The organism is Vibrio sp. R78045 (assembly GCF_042466085.1).
Taxonomy (GTDB): domain Bacteria; phylum Pseudomonadota; class Gammaproteobacteria; order Enterobacterales; family Vibrionaceae; genus Vibrio; species Vibrio cyclitrophicus.
Genome location: NZ_JAXHBS010000018.1, coordinates 137,853 through 161,927, shown reverse-complemented (window position 1 = coordinate 161,927; position 24,075 = coordinate 137,853). Strand labels below are relative to the sequence as shown.

Genomic DNA, 24,075 nt, shown 5'->3' with positions numbered 1-24,075 from the left:
GCAATATTCTAATAAACAATTGGCTTTAGCGATCGCTGACACTGACTATGCTTAAGCTTGTCTTTACAAGAGTGATGTTATAGCGGCAACTAGCCAACATTGATATTCAAATAGGTTTAACCAAAGCCTTGGTCTTTTCTTTTTAGTAGGGCTTTAATCGAACGTTCTGCAAGCTCTAACAGTTCATCAACTCTAAGAAATACTTCATCATGCTTTTGTTCTAAACATTGTTTTTCTAACGTTCGAGCGAGCACAGACAGAGGGCGGTTACCTAACGCGAGTGCAGTGCTGCCGACGGTATGAACTTCAAACTCTAGAGCTTGAATATCGTTATTTTTGGCTGCTTGTCTTACTGCGGCCAAACGGATTTGTGATTCTTCTACGTAATGATCGATTAAAATTGGAATAATCTCTGCACTCGTATCACGAATCATTTGTTCTAAGATACTTTCATCTACAAGCTCTGTATCGGCCAGTTGTGCATTCGCTTGTTCATTCAAACCAGCAGATGTTTCTGAAGCTAAAGTCGAATTATTCACACTAAATCCTTTCATTGTGTGTTGAGGAAATACGTTAGCTTGAGGCTAATATCCATGAGTATTATTAAGTTTTAGTCATTTTCTAGAATAATTTCAACTGCTTGGCTTAAAAACTATGGCATGAATCAGTTAATATGGAAGTGTGTATCTAGTAAAGTTATAGAAGTAATACTCTGATTTTTCTAATATTTACTCAAGAAATATGAACTTAGGTGATTAGTAAACGAATTTGCATTAGATTGAGTCAGAATGACAAGCAAAGAGACGCACGCTGAAAGCTAAGAAAAGAAAAAGGCCACTGCATTTATTCATACAGTGGCCTAGGCTATTGCAGTTAGTTAAGTGCCAACTAACGATAAACTCCGAAGCTTAAAAGCTTAAGAGCGAACAAATTAAGCTAAGAAGCCTTATCAATATCAATCTTTGGTTTCGGCTTTGGGGCTGGCTCTACTTCTTCCTCGCTATTCTCAGTGAATATTTCAGCAACAGCACTTCGTTCTAGTTCGCCTTTAAGATTACCATCTTCATCAACAACAGGTAGGGAGTAATCACATGACATTGTATCAGGCAATATTTCTTCGATAACAGCATCAGGAAGTACCGCTGGTACTTCCTCATATATCTCTTCACTGAAGTCGTGTACTGACACATCTTCCACGGCGTCTTGCAGGCTTTCTTGAGTGACTAAGCCTTGATAGCCCTCATCTGTTACGTGGTAAGCGTAATCGTTTTTCAGCATCTTCATTTGAGCAAGCGCACCTTCAATCGTTTCTGAAGTGATGCGGTAAAGAGGAGGCTGCATCACCGTCTCAACCGTTAATGCACGCGCGCGGTTCACGTCTTTTACAAATGCTTCAACATAATCATCCGCAGGGTTAAGCAGAATTTCGTGAGGCGTACCTTGTTGGACCAACTCACCATCTTTCAAAATTGCAATTCGGTCACCTAAACGTAGTGCCTCGTCGAGATCGTGGGTGATGAAGATAATCGTTTTATGAAGTTTCTCTTGTAGCTCGATCAGTTGATCTTGCATTTCGCTTCGAATCAACGGATCGAGCGCCGAGAAGGCTTCATCCATCAGTAGAATTTCAGCGTCAGTACATAAAGCACGCGATAAGCCGACACGTTGTTGTTGACCGCCAGAGAGTTGAGCAGGGTATTGTTGCTCATAACCCTTAAGCCCAACGGTTTCAAGCCACTCAGTCGCCTTTGCTAGCCGCTGCTGTTTCTTGATCCCTTGAACTTCGAGACCGTACGCAACGTTTTCAATGACCGTTCGATGGGGCATTAAACCAAAACGTTGAAAAACCATCGACATTTTATGGCGTCGAAACTCTTCTAGTTCTTTGGTATTAAGGTTCATGACATCAATACCTTCGACGGTGATCTTACCTTGAGTCGGGTCAATTAGGCGGTTGAAGTGACGAATTAGTGTCGATTTACCAGAACCAGAAAGCCCCATGATAACGAATATCTCGCCACGGTTAATTTCTAGGTTAATCTCTTTTAAACCAACAGTGTGACCAGTGTCTGCCAATATGGCATCTTTGTGCTCGCCGTTGGTAACTCGGTTCATCACTGACATTGGTTTTGGTCCAAACACTTTGTATAGACCACTAATTTCAATCAATGGTTTAGTCATGTTTGAATCCTCCTAGGTGTGCGTTGGTTCTACGTGCATAAGCTTGTGAAGCTCGGTCAAATAAGATAGCCAAAGCCACAATCGCGAAACCATTCATTAGGCCTAAAGTGAAATATTGGTTAGTGATTGATTTAAGAACCGGTTGCCCTAAGCCTTTAACGCCAATCATTGAGGCGATAACAACCATAGACAGTGCCATCATGATGGTTTGGTTGATACCGGCCATAATCGTTGGCATCGCAAGCGGTAACTGAACACCCCACAAACGTTGTTTCTTACTTGCCCCGAATGCTGTCGCGGCTTCTAACACTTCTTTATCTACTAAGCGTATACCAAGGTTAGTAAGACGAATTACTGGTGGGATAGCGTAAATCACAACGGCGATTAAACCTGGGATTTTACCAATACCCAAAAGCATCACTACTGGGATTAGGTAAACGAACGCAGGCATGGTCTGCATGATGTCGAGGAGTGGTGTCACGATTGATTGCACGCGATTAGAACGAGCCATCGCGATACCAATTGGGATCCCTAGGAAAATGGAGACTAAAGTACATACTGTTATAATACTGAGTGTCCGCATCGTATCTTCCCACATACCAAAGTAACCGATGAGAAGCAGGGAGCAGACACAACCCAAAGCCAATTTCCAAGAACGACTCGCGGCGTAAACTAGAGCGGTACAAACGCCAAGTACGATAAGCCAAGGGGTCGAAATAAGGAGTTTTTCAAACCAAACAAGGAAGGAAAGAAGGGGATCAAATAGTGATTCGATCATTTCTCCGTATTCACGGGAAAATTCACGGTATGCGCCATCTAGCGCCTTTTTTATTGCTCGCAAATCAGAGCGTTCCATCTCAGGAAAGCTTGATAACCAATTGCTGTCAGCCATTTTTATATCCTTATAGTCCGGAGCCACTTGTTCGCTAAGCTAACCCCATTTTTATAAGTTAGGGGTAATTAAAGTAGTGTTAGCGAACAAGGCTCCGAATCATGAATAACATCAAGTATAGCGACGTTATTTCCATTTTATTGAGCGTAATGATTGTTGAACTGCAGTTATCGTTGACTCCTAGCTATCAGTGAATCTAGCGATGTTCAAAAATAACGGCGATCAAACTTAGTAAGTTTGGCTATTGCCAAACGTAGTATTACAGCTCAGCTTCAACTTTCTTAGCCACTTCTTCCGAAACCCATGGGTGCCACACTTCTGGGAACTCGCTCAAGAAATGGATACTCGCTTCTTCACCATCTGCTTGGTTATCTTCCATCCAAGCAAGAAGTGAGTTCATTTTGTCGTTAGTGAAACCACGCTTAGTAAAGTAGTCGTACGCTTCGGGTGCGCGTGACGCAAAACTTTCTGTCGTAATAGTATGGACTGGCGAAGGCGGGTACATGGTAGCTTTCGGTGAGTCACAGTCTTCTTTAGTTGTACAGTTAAGGAACTCTTGTTCGTCAACGCCACTTCCAAAGTCAACTTTCACCATGTCGTATTTACCAAGAACGGCAGTCGGTGCCCAGTAATAACCAAACCAAGCTTCTTCGCGTTCGTAAGCTTTTGCGATCGACCCAGATAAACCGGCACTCGATCCTGGGTCAACAATAGTGAAGCCGCTATCTTCTAACTTAAGCGCTTCAAACAAGTTTCCGGCACTAATTTGGCAGTTCCAACCAGCTGGACAGCTGTAGAATGCAGATGTATCTGGGTCCTCAGGGTGTTTAAACATGCTTGCGTTTTTACGTACACCTTCGATGGTCGCCATCTCCGGGTACTGTTTAACTAAGTAAGCTGGAACCCAAAAGCCTTCTTCACCACCGTTTACTAGTGCTTTTCCTGCATAGCGGAGGCGTTTCTCGTTCACACCTTTATCAAGTGCGTCTTTAAGGCTGTTACTCCAAAGTTCTGGTGCGACATCGGGTTGGCCTTTTTCAATCATAGAAGTGCCAGTTGGCATGGTGTCACCAGGGATAAGTTCAGCGTCACAACCATAACCATGTTCTAAGATGAATTGGTCGATATTGGCGATCAGTGTTGCAGAGTTCCAGTTCATATCTGCGATTGTTACGCTGCCACATTCTCCAGCGTTAGCATTACCGCTGGCTGCTGCTACTAACAAAAATACGGAGCTTAACTTGTATTTCATATTGAGTTTCCTTTCTCTTTAATAATACAACCAAGCTAATCAAGGTCACTTGACTAACTAAATTGCTCGATGGTGATCCTTTCCGTGTATTGAACCATTTGAGCAGAAGGAGGGATGGGATAAAACAGAGTAGATAAGCGCGCAAAGCAGATAAGTGTGATTCGCTTGATTCATCCACTGTGTTTCACAGCCATCGGATAACTTTGTCAAACTATTACAAATTCGTCAAAAACCACCTCTATTTATAATCTTAGGGAATAATCGTACAAATTCCATCTTTGATGCGATCTACGTGGCACTTTAACAGTCTGGGTCACATTCCAGCGAAATTAGGCACAGAGGTGTTGATTTTAGAGTGGATTTGAAGGTGCTAAGACCATGATTGGCGAGTGTGAAATGCGTTGAATGTGCTTTAAAATCTGATTTTAACAGTTAATTTCGGCAAAAATTATCAATTTTGATTTGAGTGAAAAGTAAAGGGAAACGACTAAACAGGTCTCTGTCACTTTAGAATGGCAGCGAGTAAATGCTATTTAAATCTTATTATCTGACGAGCTCAAAGTATTTGATACAAATGGTGCCGAAACCTAATTCTGTTGAAGAATTAGGCCATCACATTGGTAAATTCAAGAATTCATTGCGATGAAGTCTATTCGCCAAGTTGTCGCGAACTTTTTGAGGGATAAACTTCATCCGATTCACCTGTCTAACAAGCTCTTGAGCAAAACTAGGGTGTTGTTTCATGTTCATCACACAACCCATCATAGAAATACTCTTCGCTTCGAGTAATTTCTTCGCTTGAGCAAGGTGATGGATTGATGTTTCTCCGTAAGCAACAACCAGCAGCGCACCATCACAAGCACTCGCAACCGATTGAGCTGGAATATTGCCTTTATTAATATTGAGCAAAGGTGAGGTGTCAACGATCACACGGTCATACTTTTCTAACCATTGAGTCACTGCTTTTTGAAGCGTTGCTGGGTCTTTATATGCCAATTGAGTCGATACCACGTCCGGAGCTGGGACGCCTATGAACATGCGCTGTGATTCGATGTGTTCAATAAGTTGCCCCGACTGATCTTCTTCAAGCACGTTCACATTCTTAAAAGCGGGATTAAACAAGTTAAGATCAACATATAGAGTCGAATGACCCGCCAATAAGAAACGCTCTGCAAGTGAAGTAGCAACGGATGTTACGCCGTCACCAGAGTGGCAAGCAGTGACACAAATTGAACGTTGATCGTTAAGTTCTGAAGCTAGGTACAATTGTTCAACTTCGGCATGTGTTGCTGAAATAGTCATTATAACGCTCCTATTAGGACGATAGTGGTCGTGATGCGTAAGATGTCGTCTAAACCTACACGAGCTTTTTCAATAAAGCTTTCACGGCGGTCAGGGATGTAAATCGTGTCTCCTGCGCGCAGCACCGGTAGGTTGTAAATATTGGCAGTTTTACTAAATTCAACAAGGTCAAAGGTGCGAGCTTGCCCTTGGCAGCAAGACATGTTCACAATGGTAATTTTTTCTACGTAAGCACTGTCTGTAGGGCCTGCGGCTTCGGCCAAGATATCAAGAATGGTCATGTTGTCATTAAACACATATCGACCAGGGTTGTTAATGGCACCAAGGACACGAACCGTCTCTTCTTTTGGTGTATCTAACCAGTTTTTGCCTTTTTCTGGGATGTAGATTGTATCCCCAGTAGTTACGTTTGGCAGTAACGATTCATCACCTGTTTCAAAATACAGCGACAGGTTTAGTTTACTGACCTTAGAATAAGTTTTATCGCGGTGTGTAACACGAACATTATGTATGTCAGCGTCCTTAGTTGGACCATCAGCTGCTGACAAGATATCTAAGAAGTGCATGTCTTTTGTAAAGCGGTAACGACCTGGCGCATTCACCTGCCCAAAAATGTAGATTGAAGCGTCTGAGCTTTGACGTACCCATTGTGATTTATTGTCGGATGGGTCTTGTGGTAAGTCGTGCACTCTTACGATAGAACCTGCTCGTATATAAGGCATTTGATCACGCGGTGCGCCATTTTTAATGAACTCATCAAGATTAAACACAACTAACTTTCTACCTGTCACAACTTCAATCTTTGAGGTGTCTGCACGTAGTGTTGGACCGCCAACATGTGCTAACAAGCCCATGAAGTTCATTTCATCTGACCATTCGATACGGCCAGGTCGGTTCACTTCACCAATCACGTTAACGGCTCTGTCTGGTGTGATTTTTAACCATGATTTTTCGTTCATGTCTGTTTTCTCAGGAACAAAAATCGCATCACCCGCTTGAATTGAAGGGGGAGCTGAATTTGCAAGACCTTCTGTATAAGCGGCCAGATCGAACTTAAGTACGCGACCGTTGGATTTGATCACACGGATTTGTCTCGATTCAGCAAAGCGAGTCGGGCCTCCTGCGTTAGCCAATATGTCCATAAAGGTCGCGCCTTTTTTTCCTTCAAAAGCACCAGGCGCAGCAACTTCACCCATGACATAAACCGTGTTCGCACCAGATTTAATCTCTTCTTCCTGTTTAGGGACAAAAACCGTTGAACCCGGACGGAGAATTGGAAGCATGCTTTCATCGCCGGAATCTAGATAGCGCTTTAAGTTGAACAGAGTCGGTGTGTTGTTCGAGATAACACGGATTTGCTCGACACTTGCGTAACGCGTTACGCCACCAGATCGCATCAATACGTCGACTAAGTCTGAGTTTTCTTTATAGGTAAAAGAGCCTGGAGCATTTACTTCACCAAAAACCTTGATAGAGTTACGAGAATCAGCGCTATCACCTGAGTTAGCAAGCTTCGCGGCATCAAACTCTTGTTCAATGTTGCCCACTAAAGGAGACGCTGGAACAAACAACGAATCGAGCGATTGAAGGGTTGGAAGAGTTGATTCGTCCCCTGAATCTAAGAAACGTTTGTAGTTAAATTCTGTGTTATCGGAGCCACGCTTTAGGATGAGTTTGTCTAATTGTGCACCGGGACGTAAACCACCCGCAGCATACAATGCCATCTGAATGCTAGAACCCAGTGACAATGTGTACTCACCAGGTTGCTCAACGTAACCTTGGACAGAGATAATAATTTGCTGTTCTTTCACATAAACGGAAGCGTTTGATAGATCTTTGTAAGCGGTTGCCAGTGCCTCTAACACTACTTTATTTAATTGGTCATTATCGTAACCCGCAACAAACACAGTGCCGACTTCAGGAAGGGTAATTCGGCCGCGCTTGTCGACTTGGAAGCCTGTGTTCAAAGTGCTTTCACCGGGTACATTAACTTGAATAAGATCGCCCACTTGTACTGCACCTGTAAACTCATCTTCAGCAGTGGTCAGTGTCGAAAAACAAAGCGAGATGCTGAAAATCAGCGTCATTATAATTTTCATAGCGCACCTCCCATTTTCTCAGCATTTTCAGGCGAAATAATTTCAATACTTACTCGGCGATTGGTCAGGTGTGTCCCGTCTGTTTCACCTTCGAAAAGTGGTACGGTTTCACCAACAGAAACAGCTTTAATTCTAAGAGCATCTAACCCAAATATAGTTAGGTAACGTTCTACTTGTTTAGCACGTCCAAGTGCCAGTTTGTCGTTGTATTCTTCAGGACCTGAAGCATCGGCATGACCAGTGACAACTAAGTCCAGCGATTTGTGTTCTTTCAATAGGTTGGTCGCTTCAGCAAGTCGTCCCATGTATTTTGGGTTAACTTCAGTTGAGTTTTCAGCGAATTGGTTGTCGACGTTGAGTAAATCGTACAGTTGCTGAATGACAGAAAGTTGCATACGGAATTGGTTTTCGTTTTTAGGTGGCTCGCAACGCGCTTGAGAAGTCACGTAATCAAGTTGAACTTCCAGTTCATTCAAGCGCTTTCTTTGGATAACCAAATCGTTAGCTGCATCTAACAGCAATCCGCCTTGCAGTTCACGAGCGATACGGTTTTGTTTTTCGATAGCTTGAACGACAGCCGCAGGGAAGCACCAACGTGCCCCTTCTTGTATTAGGGCATCTAGATGGAGTTTTGCTAGTTGCCAATCGAAACGCAGGCCGTGTTCTGGGCCTAGAGGTTCGTCTGGCATAACAGGCGAGAAATCTGAATTTTGATAGTTTGTGGAATCGTAACTTTCAGCTAATCCGCCGGTACCATGTTCTGGGTAGCTTGTGCAACCCAGAAGTAGAGCAGACAGAGAAAGGGCTATGTAGTTTTTCAGTATTTTCATGCCAACGTCCTTGTTTTTCTTTTTATTATTATTTTTTGTTACTTCTAGCTTAGTGGATCTTCATGAATTAGTAGGATTTTTTGAGTTAACTGGGATCGCGTGACCGATGCGTAATAAATTCATGATTTCAAGTGGTTGGCCTGATACATTTTCTAAGCGCATGTTCCTTTCTCGCTCAGTAAGACGTTTGAACATGTATACAATAGCCCCCACGCCTGATGAATCAAGAAACTGAACTTGGCTGAAATCAACTTCGATTTCTTGGTGACCATCGTTTGAAATAACATCATCAATATCGGTTTGAGCATCTCGGCTACCCGCTGCGTCTAGGTTACCAAAAATTGAAAGAGTCAATGTGGTTGTGTTTAAGTCAATCTTACGTAATTCCATAGCGTTATCTCCTTGAATGTATGAGTTAACAAGAGCACGTAATATGCCAACTTTTATATTGTTTATTTTCAATAGCTTAAATTGGTGTTTGAATTGGTTATCATATTGAGAAAGTTAAATTCTCATTCTGAGAACTAAAAATGAGTGGCTTTTTGAGAGCTATAACCAATTAGTTTTGCGAATGAAACGCTAGTCCGAATAAGGTTGATGGTTGAGTCGCATCTTTAATTAAATACCACATACTGAAACTAAGGACCATTTAGGATATAGCGTACTTGGGATAAAAAGAGAGCAAACAATGAGATTAACGAAATTGGCGATTGCGACCCTTTGGGCTTGTTCATTCACATCTCATTCTTCTTACTTACCACCAGAACACTTGGTTTTAGCCAACAACTACCAGCAAGGCATCGATGTTTCTCAATACTGGACCAGTGAAAAGCTAGATGGTATTCGAGCCTTGTGGGATGGCGAACATCTTTATACTCGCAATGGCAACCGAATTTATGCACCTAATTGGTTTATAGAAAAACTGCCAAAAGTTCAGTTAGAAGGAGAGTTGTGGGCTGGAAGAGGTAATTTTCATATCGTTCAACAAACTGTTTTGGATCATATACCCAGTGATACCGCATGGAGAAAGATTGATCTTATGTTGTTTGATATGCCTGGCGCAGCAGGTGATTATCAGAAACGCTATTACAATATTATTCATTGGGTCAGTGTGATTAATGAGTCCCACGTTGGTTATGTCGAGCATTATCCAATTCATAACGAAGAGACCTTGTTTCACCAATTAGACAATGTGGATGAACGTAATGGTGAAGGTTTGATGCTGCGTAAAATCACCAGTCGCTATCAAGCAGGTCGAAGTAATGATTTGTTGAAATTGAAAAGGCACCACGATGCCGAAGCAACGGTGATTGGCTATAAAGGTGGGACGGGTAAATACAAAGGAATGATGGGTTCGATACTGGTTCATACCGAAGGGGGTGTTGAGTTTTACATAGGAAGCGGGTTTAGCGATAAATTGAGATTGGCGCCGCCAGAGATTGGTAGTCGAATTACCTTTCGATACAACGGATTCACTCAAAATGGCAAGCCCAAATTTGCGCGTTTTGTCAGAGAGAAAAGTGAATATTAAGACATACTCGATATAGTGACCCGACAAATGCTATATCGACTTAGAAATAAATGCCTGTCTACGCTTACCTTATAAAAAGAGCCCTGAAAATCAGAGCTCTTTTTATAAGGTATCGATTCTTGCTGTTTGTTGAGAGCTAAATTAACGAGAACTAAACTCGAGCTGCACGTCATCATCCTGTTTATGCATCCAATGAAGACGCATGCCTAGCATAATAGCGGCTGATGTTAGACCGATAATGAAACCAATCCAAAAGCCGTGAGCGCCCATAGGCTCAACAATCCAATCTGTCATACCTAAAATGTAACCGATCGGTAGGCCAAGTAACCAGTATGCGACGAAAGTAATGTTAAAAATCGATCGCATGTCTTTGTATCCACGAAGAGCGCCCGCAGCTATCACTTGAATTGCATCAGTACATTGATAAACCGCAGCGAAAATAAGCAGCTGCATTGCAATGGTGATTACTGCTGTGTTTTCTGTGTAAAGCAATGATACTTGCTCTCTGAACAACACTGTCAGGGCCGCTGTCATCAATGCAGTCACCAAACCAACGATTATGCCAACATGTGTAGCAATCTTTGCGCCTTCGGTATTGTTTTCACCTAACTTATGACCAACACGAATACTGACAGCTGCGCCTATACTCATTGGAATCATGAATATCAAAGACGAGAAGTTGATCGCAACTTGGTGCGCAGCAACAATCAATGAGCCTAATGGAGCGACCAGAAGCGCAACAACAGCAAACAAGGTCACTTCAAAGAACAGAGCAGCAGCAACAGGAAAGCCGAGTTTGAACAGTCGAATTTGTGCCTTTAACTCTGGTTTATGGAATTGACCAAAGATGTTGATCTTCGCTAGTCGTTTTGAAGTCAGCACATACGCAAACAACAGAGCAAACATTATCCAGTATACGATAGCGGTTGCGACGCCACAGCCAACACCACCAAGAGCCGGTGCGCCAAGCTTACCGTATACAAACATCCAGTTGAGCGGGATATTCAATAACAAACCGATAAAACCAATGACCATCGCGGGTTTCGTCAAAGACATGCCGTCAGTAAAACTTCTCAAAGTTTGAAAAAGTAAGAAGGCTGGTACCGCAAACATGACTGCATACATGTAGCCAATGGTTTTTTTCGCCATTAAGACTTCTATATCCATCAGCTCAAGTATTGCTTGAGTTTGGAACAGTACACCGATGATTGGTAATGAGATAATTAACGCAAGCACTATGCCTTGTTGAATTTCGTATGGAATCTTTGCTTGTCTACCAGAACCGTTAAGTTGAGCAACAACAGGGACCAATGCCATCAGCAAGCCGACACCGAACAAAATCGAAGGCAACCAAATACTCGCAGCAATAGATACTGCGGCCATATCAATCGCACTTACGCCACCTGCCATCACAGTATCGACAAAACCCATTCCGGTTTGTGCCACAGATGCGATCAACACTGGGGTCGCAAGTTTGATTAGATTCAAGGCTTCTTCTTTGTAACGATGCACAAATTACTCCAGATTAGAGATTAAATTAGATTGAAAATGTGGGAATGGACACTCTGAAGAAATCAAAGACGCTGATCATTAAGCTTCCACTGGACGAATCATAAAGAAATGTCACAATAACTGCTATGAAAAACTGTTACTAAAATGCTAAATAGGAATCTTATGTTTACAGGTATCGTTCAAGGTATGGCAACACTGGTTGCGATAAACAAAAAAGAGTCGTTTCAAACCCATACCATTGAGTTGACAGACAAAATGGTAGAGGGCTTAGCGATTGGTGCTTCAGTAGCTCATAATGGCTGTTGTTTAACGGTAACTGAAATTTCAGGAAACCGTGTTGCGTTTGATTTAATGCAAGCAACGTTAAGATTAACTAATCTCGGTCAGTTGAATATTGGGGACGAAGTAAACGTAGAGCGTGCAGCTAAGTTCGGTGATGAAATTGGTGGCCACAGCATGTCCGGACACATTACGCTAATGGCAAAACTGGTTGAAGTCATCAAAACGGAAAACAACCGTACACTATGGTTTGAAATGCCAGAAGCGTCGATGAAGTACGTGCTAAGTAAAGGCTACATTGGTGTTGATGGATGTTCACTGACTATTGGTGAAGTCGAAGACAACCGTTTCTCTGTGCATCTCATTCCAGAAACATTGAATCGAACTTTGTTTGGAGGACGTGAAGTCGGAGATGAGGTCAATATTGAATTCGACCCTCAAACACAAGCTATCGTCGATACCGTTGAACGTATTATGGCGAACAAAAAGTAGCCTGAACCGTTAGCTTTAGGCTGGCTTGCACGTTTAACTATGATGGTTAAACGAATAAAAGTTGAAGCTGGCGGCTGAATAACTAGTGAAAATCACAAGCTGTATCATTCGATGGCTTAAACAATAAAAAGAGCACTTGATGTGCTCTTTTTAGCTTTGTTGTTGCTAGTATGACTTTAGGCATGTGGCAACAGTCATACTTGTTAGCAAACCTTTTTTAGAAAACCTGTTCGTCATCGGCATCAATCGATAGGTTTATCCTATCTCTAACTTCGTCGACCTGCATGTCCAAGTGAATGGCGTTGCAGCAAGCGGGGCAGTCATCGTAAAAATCCTGACTGCCATTGGAGGCGTCGAGCGTTATGCTGATTGCATGCCCGCAATGAGGGCAGGACACGTGTTTTTCTGTGTATTTATGCATGGCAAGTTCTCCTCACTGTAACTGATACTAACCTAAGTCGCTTATATCGATCGTGATAGCTTGAATCGTTTTGGTCAACCACCGTGATTGGTACTAAACGGCTTGAATCTTCTGAATACATGCTTCGGTTTGCGCTAAATATTCGCCGCCAAATTGATTGCAGTGATTGAGAAGATGGTACAAGTTATAAATGTCTTTTCGATCAGTATAGCCAACGTCCAAAGGCATGACGCTTTGATAGCCTTCATAAAACTCTTGAGGGAACCCATGAAACAATTCTGTTAATGCAATATCACATTCATGGTCACCCCAATAACATGCAGGGTCGTAACAGATAGGGCCAAACGCTGAATTAGCCACGTTACCATTCCAAAGATCGCCATGAAGTAGTGAAGGGGGTGGGTTACGGCTCGCTAGTCGCATATTCACCACGTCGACTATATCGTCAATGTCGCCAAATTCGATGCCTTTTTCTTTCAACAGCTGAAGTTGGAAACCAATACGTTGTTCAGAGAAAAAACGTCCCCATTTTTTATGCCACGGATTAGGTTGAAGAGTAATGCCTATGTAATTGTCTTGATCGCAACCGAACTCTTTTTGCTCTCCCCATTGATGAAGTCGGGCAAGCTGTACACCAAAATCAAAGCTGTTATTGCCAGTTTCAAGCGGCTTAGTTGGCAAGTAATTCAGGATAATGAACGAGCACTCCTTAGTCTTACCAATAAGCACAAGCTCAGGTACATAAACGGTGGAGGTATCTCTTAATAAGCGCAGGTTCTCAGCTTCTATTTCAAATTTAGGTAGAAACTCTCGTTGATTTACCTTAACAAAATAACGCTCATTGCCGTCGCTAATCATATAGCAATCGTTAATGTCACCACCAGAAACCTTAGTACGTTCAGTGATCTGAAAGTTGAATAAAAGTGTATCTGAAAGCTGTTGAGAAATGGCCTGCCACATAGGAAATCCTCAAAGAACGGTTGGTTAGAAATACGGTTTGTTGATTAACAATAGTTTAGGATAAAACTGAGCGATTTATAGACGCACTAGTCAATGTTCTTAATTCTAAGCCTTCTTATGATGAATGAATTGGCTAATCTGTGAACTCAAGCTAATTCAATACCATTGATAACTCGATAAAAAATGACAAATGGTAGCCATATGCACTTTGGAATAAACCTCACAGTTGACGTTCAATGTTAGGCTACTAACTAGAAAAGTGCGCATGGGTTGTTATTGTTTACGCTTAAATTTTAGTAGGTACTCATGCTAGGGTAAGTCATGGATAGCAAAACTTATGTTCTTGCGTATTTAAAAATGTTGAAAGCTATTGCTAAGTCGAACTTTCTGGCTTTATTTGTATATTGATTCAATTTTGAGCTTAAATGCTAACAGGGATCATTTAAATACGACTTTTGATAATAAAATGATGACAAATGACTTCATTTACATAGTATTAGCTTAATACGTATTAATCTGCTCTAGAGCTTAAAACGGAGATTTATTGTGGTTGTAGAAACCGATGGCTATTTGGCTTTAATCGAGCACTTATCGTTCAATTTGGATGTATTTACCAACAGTAATGGTGATACAGGAAATGAAAGTGTAGAAGACATTGTTACTGACATGATTTCAACCAACATCATGGCTATCTTTGAACAAAATCCTGAACTGCACTCTAGCGTGCGCTTTCAATTGTTGAAAGAAGCAGATGCCGTAGTCGCTGATTTAGGTGAAGTGCTTGCGGGCGTTTGGGCAAAGAAAGCAACTAACGAGCAGATTGTGTTCCTAGACGAATACATCGCCTTAGTTAAAAACTTATTTGATACTGCTGTCGCTAAATACGATTAACCGTCCGAGCTTATTTCTTTAAGCATTAGAAGTTTTAAGCACCAGTATTTTGAACGACTCTATTTGAAGCACTAATATTTTAAGCGTTAGTGCTTCTTACGTACATCTATTCACCGGGTCGTAAGCGTTATCAAAGAGGCGAAAGACTGACGCGTTATATGCGCCTAAAGTGCCAAAACTTCGAAGCCCAATAAGGGTTATCCAACCTTGAGATAATCACACCTTTAGATGTCGACGCATGTAAGAACTGTTTGTTTCCCAGATAAACACCTACATGTCGTACTTTTGGTGAGGTTTTGAAAAATACTAAGTCACCACTTATTGCTTGCTCATACGCAATTTCTACACCTTGTTTACTCTGATCTTTGGTCGTGCGCGGCAAAGCCTGTTGCGTTGCATTCTGAACAGCGATTTGAACGAAAGCCGAACAATCTATTCCTCGAAATGAAGTGCCGCCAAAATGATAAGGGACACCTTTCCATTGCTCGTACACGCTCAAATACGCATTTGCGGTAGCTTGCTCTGATTTCGATAAGGGTTTTGACGGTACTTTATTGTAACTAAAAGGCGGTGGCGTAGAGCTACAAGCAGTCAATGTTACTAAAGTTATTGTAACTGCAAGCATTTTTCTGATTTTCATATGTAACTCTTCTGACAAAAAACTGAAATAAAAACGTCATCAACGACTTCTAGTATACGGAACAACTTAAGGATATCTCTTTTCGTAGTCAAACTGGATTTCACATGCCCGACACAAATTTATCAATAAAACCTTCACGTTATACATTCTCGCTCATTCAAACCGTCACTGCTGTATTTATTTCGATTCTTTTGCTCGTCACCTTTTTATCGATGGTCAGTATTCGAGGTGTAGAGCGGGTTGGAGGGCATTTTGATACGTTGTCTGAACAAGCATTGCCCCTAGCACTAAACAACGCTCAGTTGACGCAGAGCGTATTAGAACAAGTAAAACTCCTTACCTACAGCACGCAATCAACCGATTTAGACACACTCAACACAACACGATCAGCAATTGAGCAATTAGCTGCAGAGAGCAATCAAACGCTAGACGAACTTCTTTTTATTTCTCAATCCTTCCCCGATGCGATTTCTCTAGAGCAAAAGCAAAGCCTGATTGATGATATGGCTCAGCTACAACATATGACCAACAGCGTGTTATTGGCTCAGATTGATATTCAAGGTAAACAAAACCTCATTGATAGCCAAATAGGAGGGTTTCGCTACGGTGTTAGTTCTATTGGGCCTGAAATGAATCGTATTAGCTCTTTTTTAGTTCAGAATAACCCCGAAGCACATGATGCCGCTAACCGATTCACGGCAAGTGCTTCGGCAATGGCGAACACATTCTTAATGCTGTTGATGCAATCTGACTTAGACAAAGCGGAAGATGAATTTCGAGAGTTAAGAAATCGCATTGCAGGAATAAACTTAGCGTACGACGATTTTTCAGAATGGCATCCAGATATTGTTGAGTTTGCCAGCCTGACTGCACCTTATGACATGGTGAAAGAAGGATTCACAGAAGAAGGGGTGATCAAACAGATCCTCTGGAAATTAGAGTTAGCTGAAAAACAAAAACAGAATTTAGCTGAAGTCATTACCTTAGCGAACAAGGTTATCGGCACACTGAATCAATTATCATCGACGGCTTCACACTTGATTGATGCAAGTGAGTTGGTTGTAAACCAAACCATCACTAACATTGACAGGGTGTTATTCACTAGCGGTTTAGTGATCGCTGTGATCATTATTATTTCGTGGCTTGTGCTACGTCATTGGGTCAACAAAGGCTTAAAAAACATTACCCAGCAGCTGAATTTACTCGCCGAACATGACTTTTCTAAACAAAGCGAATTAGTAGGGCCATTAGAGCTGCAGGTTATCGCATCACAGTTAAATACCGTCGTAGATTCCACCGCCGACTCAGTTCGCTTGGTGACTCGAAACTGTGAAACACTTTATCAAACAGCAGAAGTTAGTCACGATGCTGCAGAGCAGACGAATTCAAGCTTAAACGAGCAGAATGAATCTCTGCAAAACATGATCACAACGATTACTCAACTTGAAGCTTCTATAGGCGAAATTGCACGTATCTCGAATGCATCGAACGATGACGCTCAATTAGCGGAAGATGAATCGGTCACCGGAAGTCAGGTGGTTGGCTTGAATCAACAGCGTCTTCAGGCATTAGAGCACTCGTTAAGCTTGAACGAAGAATCGATGGCAGATCTAGACGGGCGAGTAAAACAAATTCGTGAAATGGTTGATATGATCAGTGGCATTGCTGAAAACACCAACCTATTAGCCCTTAATGCTGCGATTGAAGCTGCACGTGCCGGAGAACAGGGCCGTGGCTTTGCAGTGGTTGCAGATGAAGTAAGAAAACTGGCGAGCGGTACATCCCAGCAAACCACCAATATTCGCAGCATGATGAATGAGCTGGTGGCTGCAGCTGATCGATCTCGTATGTCAGTCAGCGAGTCTCGAAGCGAAATGGCTAATGCATTGAAAACCAGTGGTGATGTAAAACAAGCTTTTGAGAAAATCGACGTAGCAGTCAGCCAGATAAAAGGTAGAGTTGAGCAAATCATGGTCGCAACCGAACAGCAAGCTCGCGCTACTGTTGATGTAACCCATTCCATTACACGCGTGTCAGAGCAGGGCGAAAACACTAAGCTACAGCTAGAGTCTATGATTGAAAGCTCAGAGCAAGTTGCTGACATTGCAGGGCATCAACAAGCGATGCTTCATAAGTACGTATTAAGTAGATAACCAGTTAGAAAAGATTTCTCTGAATAACAAGCCAGCGTCTCGATACCAAGAGCAAGGCGCTTAAACTCATTATTAGCGCGGAATGACTAATAAATGGTTTGAGCGCCTGCTTTTTTTGGGCCTTATATTGAAAGATGGCATGTAGAAAACAAACCGCTACTTTGATTTTCTTGAATGTGGGTAATGGACAAATGGTTGACGCAGCATGAAATCCAATCTCTGTTCTTTGCCATCTTGTATCTCAGGCACGCCAATGTGGACGTGATCGTGTCCAAGCATAGGCTGGGCACGATAAGTCTTAAACCAGATATCCCAAACCGATAAAAAGAAGCCAAAATTAGAATGGGTTTCTTTCACAATGACCGAGTGATGAACACGATGCATGTCTGGTGTCACAATCACTTTTCTCAATCGCTTATCAATCCAAAGTGGTAGACGTGCATTACTGTGGTTAAACATCGCGCTCGCGTTAAGCACAATTTCAAATATCACCACGGCAATCACTGGAACCCCAAGGGTGATCACTAAACTCACTTTGATAAGCATAGAAAGCATCATCTCAATTGGATGAAATCGTGTACCTGTTGTGACATCAATATCTAGGTCGGCATGATGCACTCGATGTAATCTCCAAAGCCAAGACACACGATGAAACACCAAGTGTTGCAGGTAAATGGCGCAATCCAACAGCAATACACAGATCAGTACAACGAGTTCTTTAGGAAGTGACAGGGTATTAAATAAACCCCATTGATTGTCTTGTGCAATGACAGCCGCTTGGAATGCAGCAATAGGAATAAGTGTGGCTAGCAGAAAACTGTTGAGTGCAACCAACGCAAAGTTGTTCCCCCAACGGAACCACTTATTTTGAGTTAGCGTTTTGCGTGGAAAACGGTACTCCCAAATCGCACATAATCCAAAAACGACAATAAAACAAACAAGGCGAAGCAGTGATGGGTCTTGCATGGGAATTCCTTCTATCATTCTACGGTCACTGTAAGTACAATCGTGCAACTTTTCTAGATCTATCGTTATTATCCATGAGAATCCACGCTTTTCACCGTTTATATCAACACCGCTTGTCTATTGCTACTAAGCCGTTTAACGCGCGCGGGTGCAAAGTCGTGCGATGCGAATACTGCAAAATAAAACAAGACAGCTGCATCTGCGAGCATCAACCGAATATAGATACGAATGTCGCTACGATGTTGATCTTGTCAGACAACGAAATCTTGAAGCCAAGCAATACAGGCCGATTGATTGTTGATACGGTCAAAGACAGCTATGCCTACCTTTGGCACCGTACTGAGCCGAATCAAGAGATGCTTGATGTTCTAAAGGATGATAAATATCAACCCGTTGTTGTATTCCCTGAAGGCTACACCGATGACAAAACGCGAGTGGTTCAAGATTTACCACAAATGCGCGATCCTAATAAAACACTTCTTCTTATCTTCATCGATGGTAGTTGGCGTGAAGCGAGACGCATCTTCCGCCGTTCAGAGTATCTGCAAGATTTACCTGTGTTGTCGATTGAGCCTGAATCGGTTTCTCAATACATGATGAGAAAGTCAGATAACGAACAACACCTCTCAACGGCAGAAGTCGCCAGCTTAGTTTTAAAGCAAGCTGGAGAAGAAGAGGGCGCGAAGACTTTACAACTTTGGTTTGAAGTATTTCGTGAAAGCTACATGTTAAGTAAGACGCGTTATAAGTCAGATCCGACTAAACCTAGCTTGAATGCTTTCATAGAACACAGCAAAAATGAGAAGTCACTCTAACCTTTAACCGCTATGTGCTGACTTGTTGTTCAAACAGACTCGAACACAAGATAAGTTTGTTATCTATCACGGTTTGTAGGGGGAGTGTTATGGATAATGCTCCTTAGTTGTTTATTTACAAAATTTTATTTGCCCGAATTTAGGGAAGAATTGGAGAGATTTCATGTATTACGGCTTCGATGTTGGCGGCACAAAAATTGAGTTTGGTGCATTCAACGAGAAACTTGAGCGAGTGGCAACAGAGCGTGTACCGACGCCAACTGATAACTATCAATTATTACTTGATACGATTGCTGGTTTAGTAAAAAAGTACGATAACGAACTGTCTTGCGAAGGCAAAATTGGCCTTGGCCTTCCTGGCATGGAAAACGCAGACGATGGCACTATGCTTGTTGTTAACGTACCTGCATCAACAGGTAAGCCGCTACGTACAGATCTAGAAGCGCTTATCGGTCGTAGTGTGAAAATCGAAAATGATGCGAACTGTTTTGCGCTTTCAGAAGCATGGGATGACGAACTTAAAGATGAACCTTCAGTTGCCGGCCTGATTCTTGGTACTGGTTTCGGTGGCGGTTTAGTCTTCGACGGTAAGGTATTCTCCGGTCGTAACCACGTGGCAGGTGAGCTAGGCCATATGCGCTTACCTCTTGATGCTTGGCTTCACCTTGGCGATAACGCACCGTTACTTGGTTGTGGTTGCGGAAAAAAGGGCTGTTTAGACAGTTACTTGTCAGGTCGTGGCTTTGAGCTGATTTATGATCACTATTTTGGTGAGAAGAAAAAAGCAGTTGAAATCATTCAAGCTTACAACGAAGGTGAAGCAAAAGCTGTTGAGCACGTAGATCGTTTCATGGAGTTATTAGCTATCTGTTTTGCAAACCTATTCACAGCGCTTGACCCGCATGTTGTTGCGCTTGGTGGTGGCTTGTCTAACTTTGAGCTTATCTACGAAGAGATGCCAAAACGTATACCTAAATACTTGTTGTCTGTGGCGAAATGTCCGAAAATCATCAAAGCAAAACACGGTGATTCAGGTGGCGTTCGTGGTGCTGCATTCCTTAACATTAAGTAATCTCAACTTAACGTTAAGCGAGTAAAAACTATAAATAAAAATGCCGTAATCTCGAAAGAGGTTGCGGCATTTTTTATGATTTAGTGTTTTTGTTGCTAGAAGCTAGAAGCTAGAAGCTAGAAGCTAGAAGCAGCAAAGAAACAAGCTCCAAGAGGACTTACTTCTTCTTTTTGCCAACACCAAGGTTATCTTTTTGCTTCAACGTAAGCTTGGTAAAGCCAAGCTTACGGAAATAGTTATCTTGGTAGTTACGAACAGCTTTAGTATCAGAAATAAACTCAAGCTGTTGCTCAGTTTTTAGATACTCAGTGATGTCGATACCTTCAGCTGCCGCTACAGCTTCTTGAATCGTGCGGTGTTCTTGTTTAGAAAACAGTAACTCTTTGTCTTCGTCTTTATAAGTGTACAGAATGGTACGAGCCATGATGCTCTCCAATAGAATTATTACTTTGCGCGCACTCTACATAAAAACCGTACGTGGCTCAAGGCAATGGTAAGAAATCTTAAGATTATCGCTGTTATCGCTTATCGCGATCGTAAGCTTTTTGTCTGTCAGGAAACGAACAGGTTGTCTTTCACGAAACGAATAAACAGAAAGCCTCTTAGTATCGAATGATCAATATAGGGGCTTCGTCTATCTTTTAGTAAAGTCTGCTAATTCAAATTTAAGCTAATGAGCTTAAATTAAACACGACCCTGCAGTGGAATAATCGTGACTGTCTCACCAACTTTCACTGTATCAACCGCTGGCGAGATTTCGATTAAGCAGTTCGCTTCGCTCATAGAGCGCAGAATGCCTGAACCTTGTTTGCCAGTAGTTTTCACTTCAAGCACACCAAATTCACTCATCGAGAACACACCACGGCTGAACTCAGTACGACCTTGGCGTGAACGTAATTGCTCAGTCGCTACCGCGTTCGCTTTCACTGGTGTCCAGTTGGTTTGTCCTTGCAGTTTACGGATTGCAGGTTCAACGAAATTAATAAACGACACCATTACCGCGACAGGGTTGCCCGGTAAACCGAAGAATGGTTTGTTTTCAATCTTACCGTAAGCAAGAGGGCGACCTGGACGCATATTGATACGCCAGAAGTTAATTTCACCTAGTTTGTCTAGCGCGAGTTTAATGTAGTCGGCATCACCAACTGAAACACCCCCAGACGTTAGTACCATATCAGTTTCCAACGACGCAGCATGAAGCACATCCATCATCTTTTGTTCGTCATCTTCGATGATGCCGTAATCGACAATGTCACAGCCAAGCTTTTGAAGCATGCCGATAATAGTAAAACGGTTTGAATCGTAGATAGAGTTTGGTTTTTGCTCGCTACCGGGCGCTTGAACTTCATCACCCGTCGAGAACACGCCCACTTTTACTTTACATAGAACAGGACATGTACCAAAACCTAACGACGCCATCATGCCCATTTCTGGTGCTTCGATACGTGTGCCACGTGTAAAGACGGGTTGGCCGATTTCTAAATCTTCACCCGCCATACGGACATTTTGTCCAACCGAGATTTTAGCACCAGGGAAGCTAACTTTGTTGTCATCTTGAACGGCTTGCTCACGCATAACAACCACATCAACGCCTTCTGGCATTGGTGCGCCCGTCATGATCTTAACAGCTTCACCCTGTTTAACGGTTTTGTCGTAGCTATGGCCAGCCATAACTTCAGCAACCAGTTGGTAGCTATCCAATTCTAAGTCTTCACTGCGAATCGCGTAGCCGTCCATTGCAGAGTTGATGTTTTGAGGCACATTGATTGGTGAAATAACATCTTCAGCCAATACGCGGCCGTAGCCTTGTAGTAATTCAACACTCTCTGTGAGTTCGAGCGCGTCAATACTATCGACGATCTTTTGTTGGCCTTGCGTAACGCTTAGGCCAGCAGGAGAGAATGAGTCACAGCACACAACAGGTGTATCGTCTTTTGAAGATGAACACGACGCTGTTTTGCTTGTTGTCGATGAAGAATCAAATGACTGAGCATATTCGATGATGAAATCACGAATCGCGTCTAAGTCGCTGATCGCCATTTGTGGCAGTTCGGATTCCACTTGTCTGTCTGCAGCAATGGCAATAATGTTGTCATCATTCGGATATAACCATGGTTTACCTACTTCATCTCGGTGCAATTCAATTTTAGGAAAAGCGATGTTCTTACAGCCTTCAACCAAAATCAGATCAAGTGTGTTGGTATCAAAGCGAGTCAGCAGGTAATCAAAGTCAGCTTCGGCTTCTGGCGTTTCTGTCATCATCACGTGACGGTTACGCGAAGCGATCAGCATTTGATTGGCTCCAGCCTTACGTAAGCGGTAACTGTCTTTACCCGGCTTATCGACATCAAAATCGTGGTGAGCATGTTTTAACACACCAACTTTTAAACCCGATTCAGTCAATAACGGAAGCAGAGCTTCAAGTACCGTTGTTTTTCCTGTACCGCTATAAGCAGCAAAGCCCAATAAAGGAAGGTTAGGGCGTTGTGTTGAATCTTTCATTATTGAAGCGTTCCGAATTGGGTGAGTTCTTCTGGCGTGTTCAGATTAACAAAGCAGTTAGGTGAATCGCTAAAATCGACATATTCCGTGACACACTCTTTGTATAGCAAGATGATCTTACGATCACCACGTTCCAAAAACGCTTCTAGCTTTGGCAGAACACGTTTGTGGAATAGAGTGAATACAGGTTGTTTAAATTCGCCATCATGCGCGACAAGAATGTCACTGTCTTCTTTAACTGCAGAACAAAAACGCTCAACAAGGTCGTCACTGATTTGTGGGCTGTCACAAGGGACAAAGCCGACCCAATCTGTGGTCGCGTTTTGAAGGCCAGCATGAATGCCACCTAAAGGTCCTGGATAGTCAGGAAATGAATCGGAAACAACCGGAGCAAATGCCTGGTAACTGTCTAGGTTGCGATTGGCATTGATAGTAATGCTGACATCTTGCTGTGACAGTTTGTTAATTACGTATTGAATAAGCGGAGACCCGTTGAGCTCAACGAGTCCTTTATCTTTCCCGCCCATACGACTGGCCTGTCCGCCAGCCAAAATAACCCAACTAGTTTGCGTGGGAAGCAGCATAAATATTCTCTTGTGCTCTGTTTTTTTGAATAATTTGCAGAAGCGGTGATTCAGTCAAAGTGTTGTCTTTAATCCACCATTGCTTCTTACATAAATCGGTTAACGCGTTGGTTTGATGGCTAGTAATGACCAAACTTGCGCCTCTCTGAAGAAGATCTTCAGCCATAATCACCAATCTTTCAATAGATTCTTTATCTAAAGAGGCACTTGGTTCATCCATAAGCAAGATTGAGGGCTTTAGAATCCAAGCGCGCGCCATGGCAACGCGTTGACGTTCACCACCAGACAGCACAGAGATGTGCTCGTCTGCTAAGGTTTCCAAACCTACCATTCTCAGCGCGTTAATTATTTGAGCTCGCTTATCTTTTTGGCTCTCTTTATTAAAGCGAATACCATAAGCGACATTTTGGTACACCGAACCATCAAAAAGATAAGGGGTTTGGTGTAAATAGATGATGTCCTTGAACTTCAGTCTCGGGAATAAAATCTGCTGCCAACTTTGGGTAGGAGATTGAATGCGTCCAGAGCTAGGTTGGATAAGTCCTGACAAGATTTTAAGTAGGGTCGTTTTACCAACGCCATTATCACCTTTAAGATAAATGGCATCATTAGGGCCAATCGACAATTCGGGAATATGGAACAAAACACGCTCTTTGTAGCGCATTGAGATTTGCTGCGTTGTTATTTTTATACTCATGACA

The 24,075-nt window shown here is 42.5% G+C and carries 23 protein-coding genes; 6 read left to right on the top strand and 17 right to left on the bottom strand.

Annotated features, from left to right (window positions below):
• Positions 1-116: 116 nt before the first annotated feature.
• The 8 genes from SJY39_RS22415 to SJY39_RS22380 all read right to left on the bottom strand — a co-directional run bounded on the left by SJY39_RS22415 (position 117) and on the right by SJY39_RS22380 (position 8,946).
• Positions 117-539, bottom strand: a complete 423-nt coding sequence (locus tag SJY39_RS22415; RefSeq protein ID WP_010440937.1) for an Hpt domain-containing protein — start codon at positions 537-539, stop codon at positions 117-119.
• Between the two features lie 397 nt (positions 540-936).
• Complete coding sequence (locus SJY39_RS22410; RefSeq protein ID WP_010440936.1) at positions 937-2,181, bottom strand: glycine betaine/L-proline ABC transporter ATP-binding protein; 1,245 nt, start codon at positions 2,179-2,181, stop codon at positions 937-939.
• Positions 2,174-3,073: a proline/glycine betaine ABC transporter permease gene (locus SJY39_RS22405; protein WP_010440933.1), complete on the bottom strand. Its 900-nt coding sequence runs from the start codon at positions 3,071-3,073 to the stop codon at positions 2,174-2,176. Before SJY39_RS22405 ends, SJY39_RS22410 begins: the two co-directional genes overlap by 8 nt.
• Before the next feature lie 259 nt (positions 3,074-3,332).
• Positions 3,333-4,325, bottom strand: coding sequence for an ABC transporter substrate-binding protein (locus SJY39_RS22400; protein WP_010440931.1), 993 nt, complete (start codon positions 4,323-4,325; stop codon positions 3,333-3,335).
• Positions 4,326-4,937: 612 nt separating this feature from the next.
• Positions 4,938-5,627 carry a tyrosine-protein kinase family protein gene (locus SJY39_RS22395; protein ID WP_065612511.1) on the bottom strand — a complete coding sequence of 230 codons (690 nt, stop codon included), beginning with the start codon at positions 5,625-5,627 and terminating at the stop codon, positions 4,938-4,940.
• Complete coding sequence (locus SJY39_RS22390) at positions 5,627-7,726, bottom strand: SLBB domain-containing protein (RefSeq protein WP_016795303.1); 2,100 nt, start codon at positions 7,724-7,726, stop codon at positions 5,627-5,629. The genes SJY39_RS22395 and SJY39_RS22390 overlap by 1 nt, the downstream gene beginning before the upstream one ends.
• Positions 7,723-8,556 (bottom strand): OmpA family protein, encoded by an 834-nt coding sequence (locus SJY39_RS22385; protein ID WP_016790727.1) that lies wholly within the window; start codon positions 8,554-8,556, stop codon positions 7,723-7,725. The genes SJY39_RS22390 and SJY39_RS22385 overlap by 4 nt, the downstream gene beginning before the upstream one ends.
• Positions 8,557-8,616: 60 nt before the next feature.
• Positions 8,617-8,946 carry an STAS domain-containing protein gene (locus SJY39_RS22380; RefSeq protein WP_010440922.1) on the bottom strand — a complete coding sequence of 110 codons (330 nt, stop codon included), beginning with the start codon at positions 8,944-8,946 and terminating at the stop codon, positions 8,617-8,619.
• Between the two features lie 298 nt (positions 8,947-9,244).
• On the opposite strand from SJY39_RS22380, the gene SJY39_RS22375 reads away from it, so the two are divergent.
• Entirely contained in the window at positions 9,245-10,087 is an 843-nt protein-coding gene (locus SJY39_RS22375) for a DNA ligase (protein ID WP_016793298.1), read from the top strand.
• A 141-nt stretch (positions 10,088-10,228) separates the two neighbouring features.
• Here SJY39_RS22375 and SJY39_RS22370 read toward each other — a convergent pair whose 3' ends face one another.
• Positions 10,229-11,599, bottom strand: a complete 1,371-nt coding sequence (locus SJY39_RS22370; RefSeq protein ID WP_010440918.1) for an MATE family efflux transporter — start codon at positions 11,597-11,599, stop codon at positions 10,229-10,231.
• 162 nt (positions 11,600-11,761) lie between these two features.
• On the opposite strand from SJY39_RS22370, the gene SJY39_RS22365 reads away from it, so the two are divergent.
• Positions 11,762-12,370 carry a riboflavin synthase gene (locus tag SJY39_RS22365; RefSeq protein WP_016793299.1) on the top strand — a complete coding sequence of 203 codons (609 nt, stop codon included), beginning with the start codon at positions 11,762-11,764 and terminating at the stop codon, positions 12,368-12,370.
• Positions 12,371-12,587: 217 nt separating this feature from the next.
• On the opposite strand, the gene SJY39_RS22360 is transcribed toward SJY39_RS22365, so the two are convergent.
• Both SJY39_RS22360 and SJY39_RS22355 read right to left on the bottom strand, forming a co-directional pair.
• On the bottom strand, positions 12,588-12,791 hold the full coding sequence (locus SJY39_RS22360; RefSeq protein ID WP_004733789.1) for a CPXCG motif-containing cysteine-rich protein: 204 nt from the start codon (positions 12,789-12,791) through the stop codon (positions 12,588-12,590).
• Positions 12,792-12,884: 93 nt separating this feature from the next.
• Positions 12,885-13,751, bottom strand: a complete 867-nt coding sequence (locus SJY39_RS22355) for a fructosamine kinase family protein (RefSeq protein ID WP_016768084.1) — start codon at positions 13,749-13,751, stop codon at positions 12,885-12,887.
• Between the two features lie 546 nt (positions 13,752-14,297).
• Between SJY39_RS22355 and SJY39_RS22350 the strand changes: the two genes are divergently transcribed.
• Entirely contained in the window at positions 14,298-14,642 is a 345-nt protein-coding gene (locus SJY39_RS22350) for a DUF3802 family protein (RefSeq protein ID WP_010440912.1), read from the top strand.
• 154 nt (positions 14,643-14,796) lie between these two features.
• Here SJY39_RS22350 and SJY39_RS22345 read toward each other — a convergent pair whose 3' ends face one another.
• On the bottom strand, positions 14,797-15,282 hold the full coding sequence (locus SJY39_RS22345; RefSeq protein ID WP_016768083.1) for a C40 family peptidase: 486 nt from the start codon (positions 15,280-15,282) through the stop codon (positions 14,797-14,799).
• 104 nt (positions 15,283-15,386) lie between these two features.
• Between SJY39_RS22345 and SJY39_RS22340 the strand changes: the two genes are divergently transcribed.
• The gene (locus tag SJY39_RS22340; protein ID WP_016768082.1) at positions 15,387-17,435 is read left to right on the top strand and encodes a methyl-accepting chemotaxis protein; all 2,049 of its coding nucleotides are present in this window, start codon (positions 15,387-15,389) and stop codon (positions 17,433-17,435) included.
• Positions 17,436-17,591: 156 nt separating this feature from the next.
• On the opposite strand, the gene SJY39_RS22335 is transcribed toward SJY39_RS22340, so the two are convergent.
• The gene (locus SJY39_RS22335; RefSeq protein WP_016784874.1) at positions 17,592-18,401 is read right to left on the bottom strand and encodes a sterol desaturase family protein; all 810 of its coding nucleotides are present in this window, start codon (positions 18,399-18,401) and stop codon (positions 17,592-17,594) included.
• Between the two features lie 74 nt (positions 18,402-18,475).
• Here SJY39_RS22335 and SJY39_RS22330 point away from each other — a divergent pair, with 74 nt between their 5' ends.
• A complete protein-coding gene (locus SJY39_RS22330; protein ID WP_171342075.1) occupies positions 18,476-19,216 on the top strand; it encodes a tRNA-uridine aminocarboxypropyltransferase in 741 nt (246 codons plus the stop codon).
• Positions 19,217-19,379: 163 nt separating this feature from the next.
• Entirely contained in the window at positions 19,380-20,288 is a 909-nt protein-coding gene (nagK, locus tag SJY39_RS22325) for an N-acetylglucosamine kinase (RefSeq protein ID WP_016768079.1), read from the top strand.
• Positions 20,289-20,445: 157 nt separating this feature from the next.
• Here nagK and SJY39_RS22320 read toward each other — a convergent pair whose 3' ends face one another.
• The 4 genes from SJY39_RS22320 to SJY39_RS22305 all read right to left on the bottom strand — a co-directional run bounded on the left by SJY39_RS22320 (position 20,446) and on the right by SJY39_RS22305 (position 24,071).
• Positions 20,446-20,712 (bottom strand): DUF2960 family protein, encoded by a 267-nt coding sequence (locus SJY39_RS22320; protein ID WP_004733780.1) that lies wholly within the window; start codon positions 20,710-20,712, stop codon positions 20,446-20,448.
• A 260-nt stretch (positions 20,713-20,972) separates the two neighbouring features.
• Positions 20,973-22,790 (bottom strand): bifunctional molybdopterin-guanine dinucleotide biosynthesis adaptor protein MobB/molybdopterin molybdotransferase MoeA, encoded by a 1,818-nt coding sequence (locus SJY39_RS22315; protein WP_016792530.1) that lies wholly within the window; start codon positions 22,788-22,790, stop codon positions 20,973-20,975.
• Positions 22,790-23,374, bottom strand: a complete 585-nt coding sequence (gene mobA, locus SJY39_RS22310; protein ID WP_010440899.1) for a molybdenum cofactor guanylyltransferase MobA — start codon at positions 23,372-23,374, stop codon at positions 22,790-22,792. Before mobA ends, SJY39_RS22315 begins: the two co-directional genes overlap by 1 nt.
• Entirely contained in the window at positions 23,352-24,071 is a 720-nt protein-coding gene (locus tag SJY39_RS22305) for an energy-coupling factor ABC transporter ATP-binding protein (protein WP_010440897.1), read from the bottom strand. Before SJY39_RS22305 ends, mobA begins: the two co-directional genes overlap by 23 nt.
• Positions 24,072-24,075 lie beyond the last annotated feature (4 nt).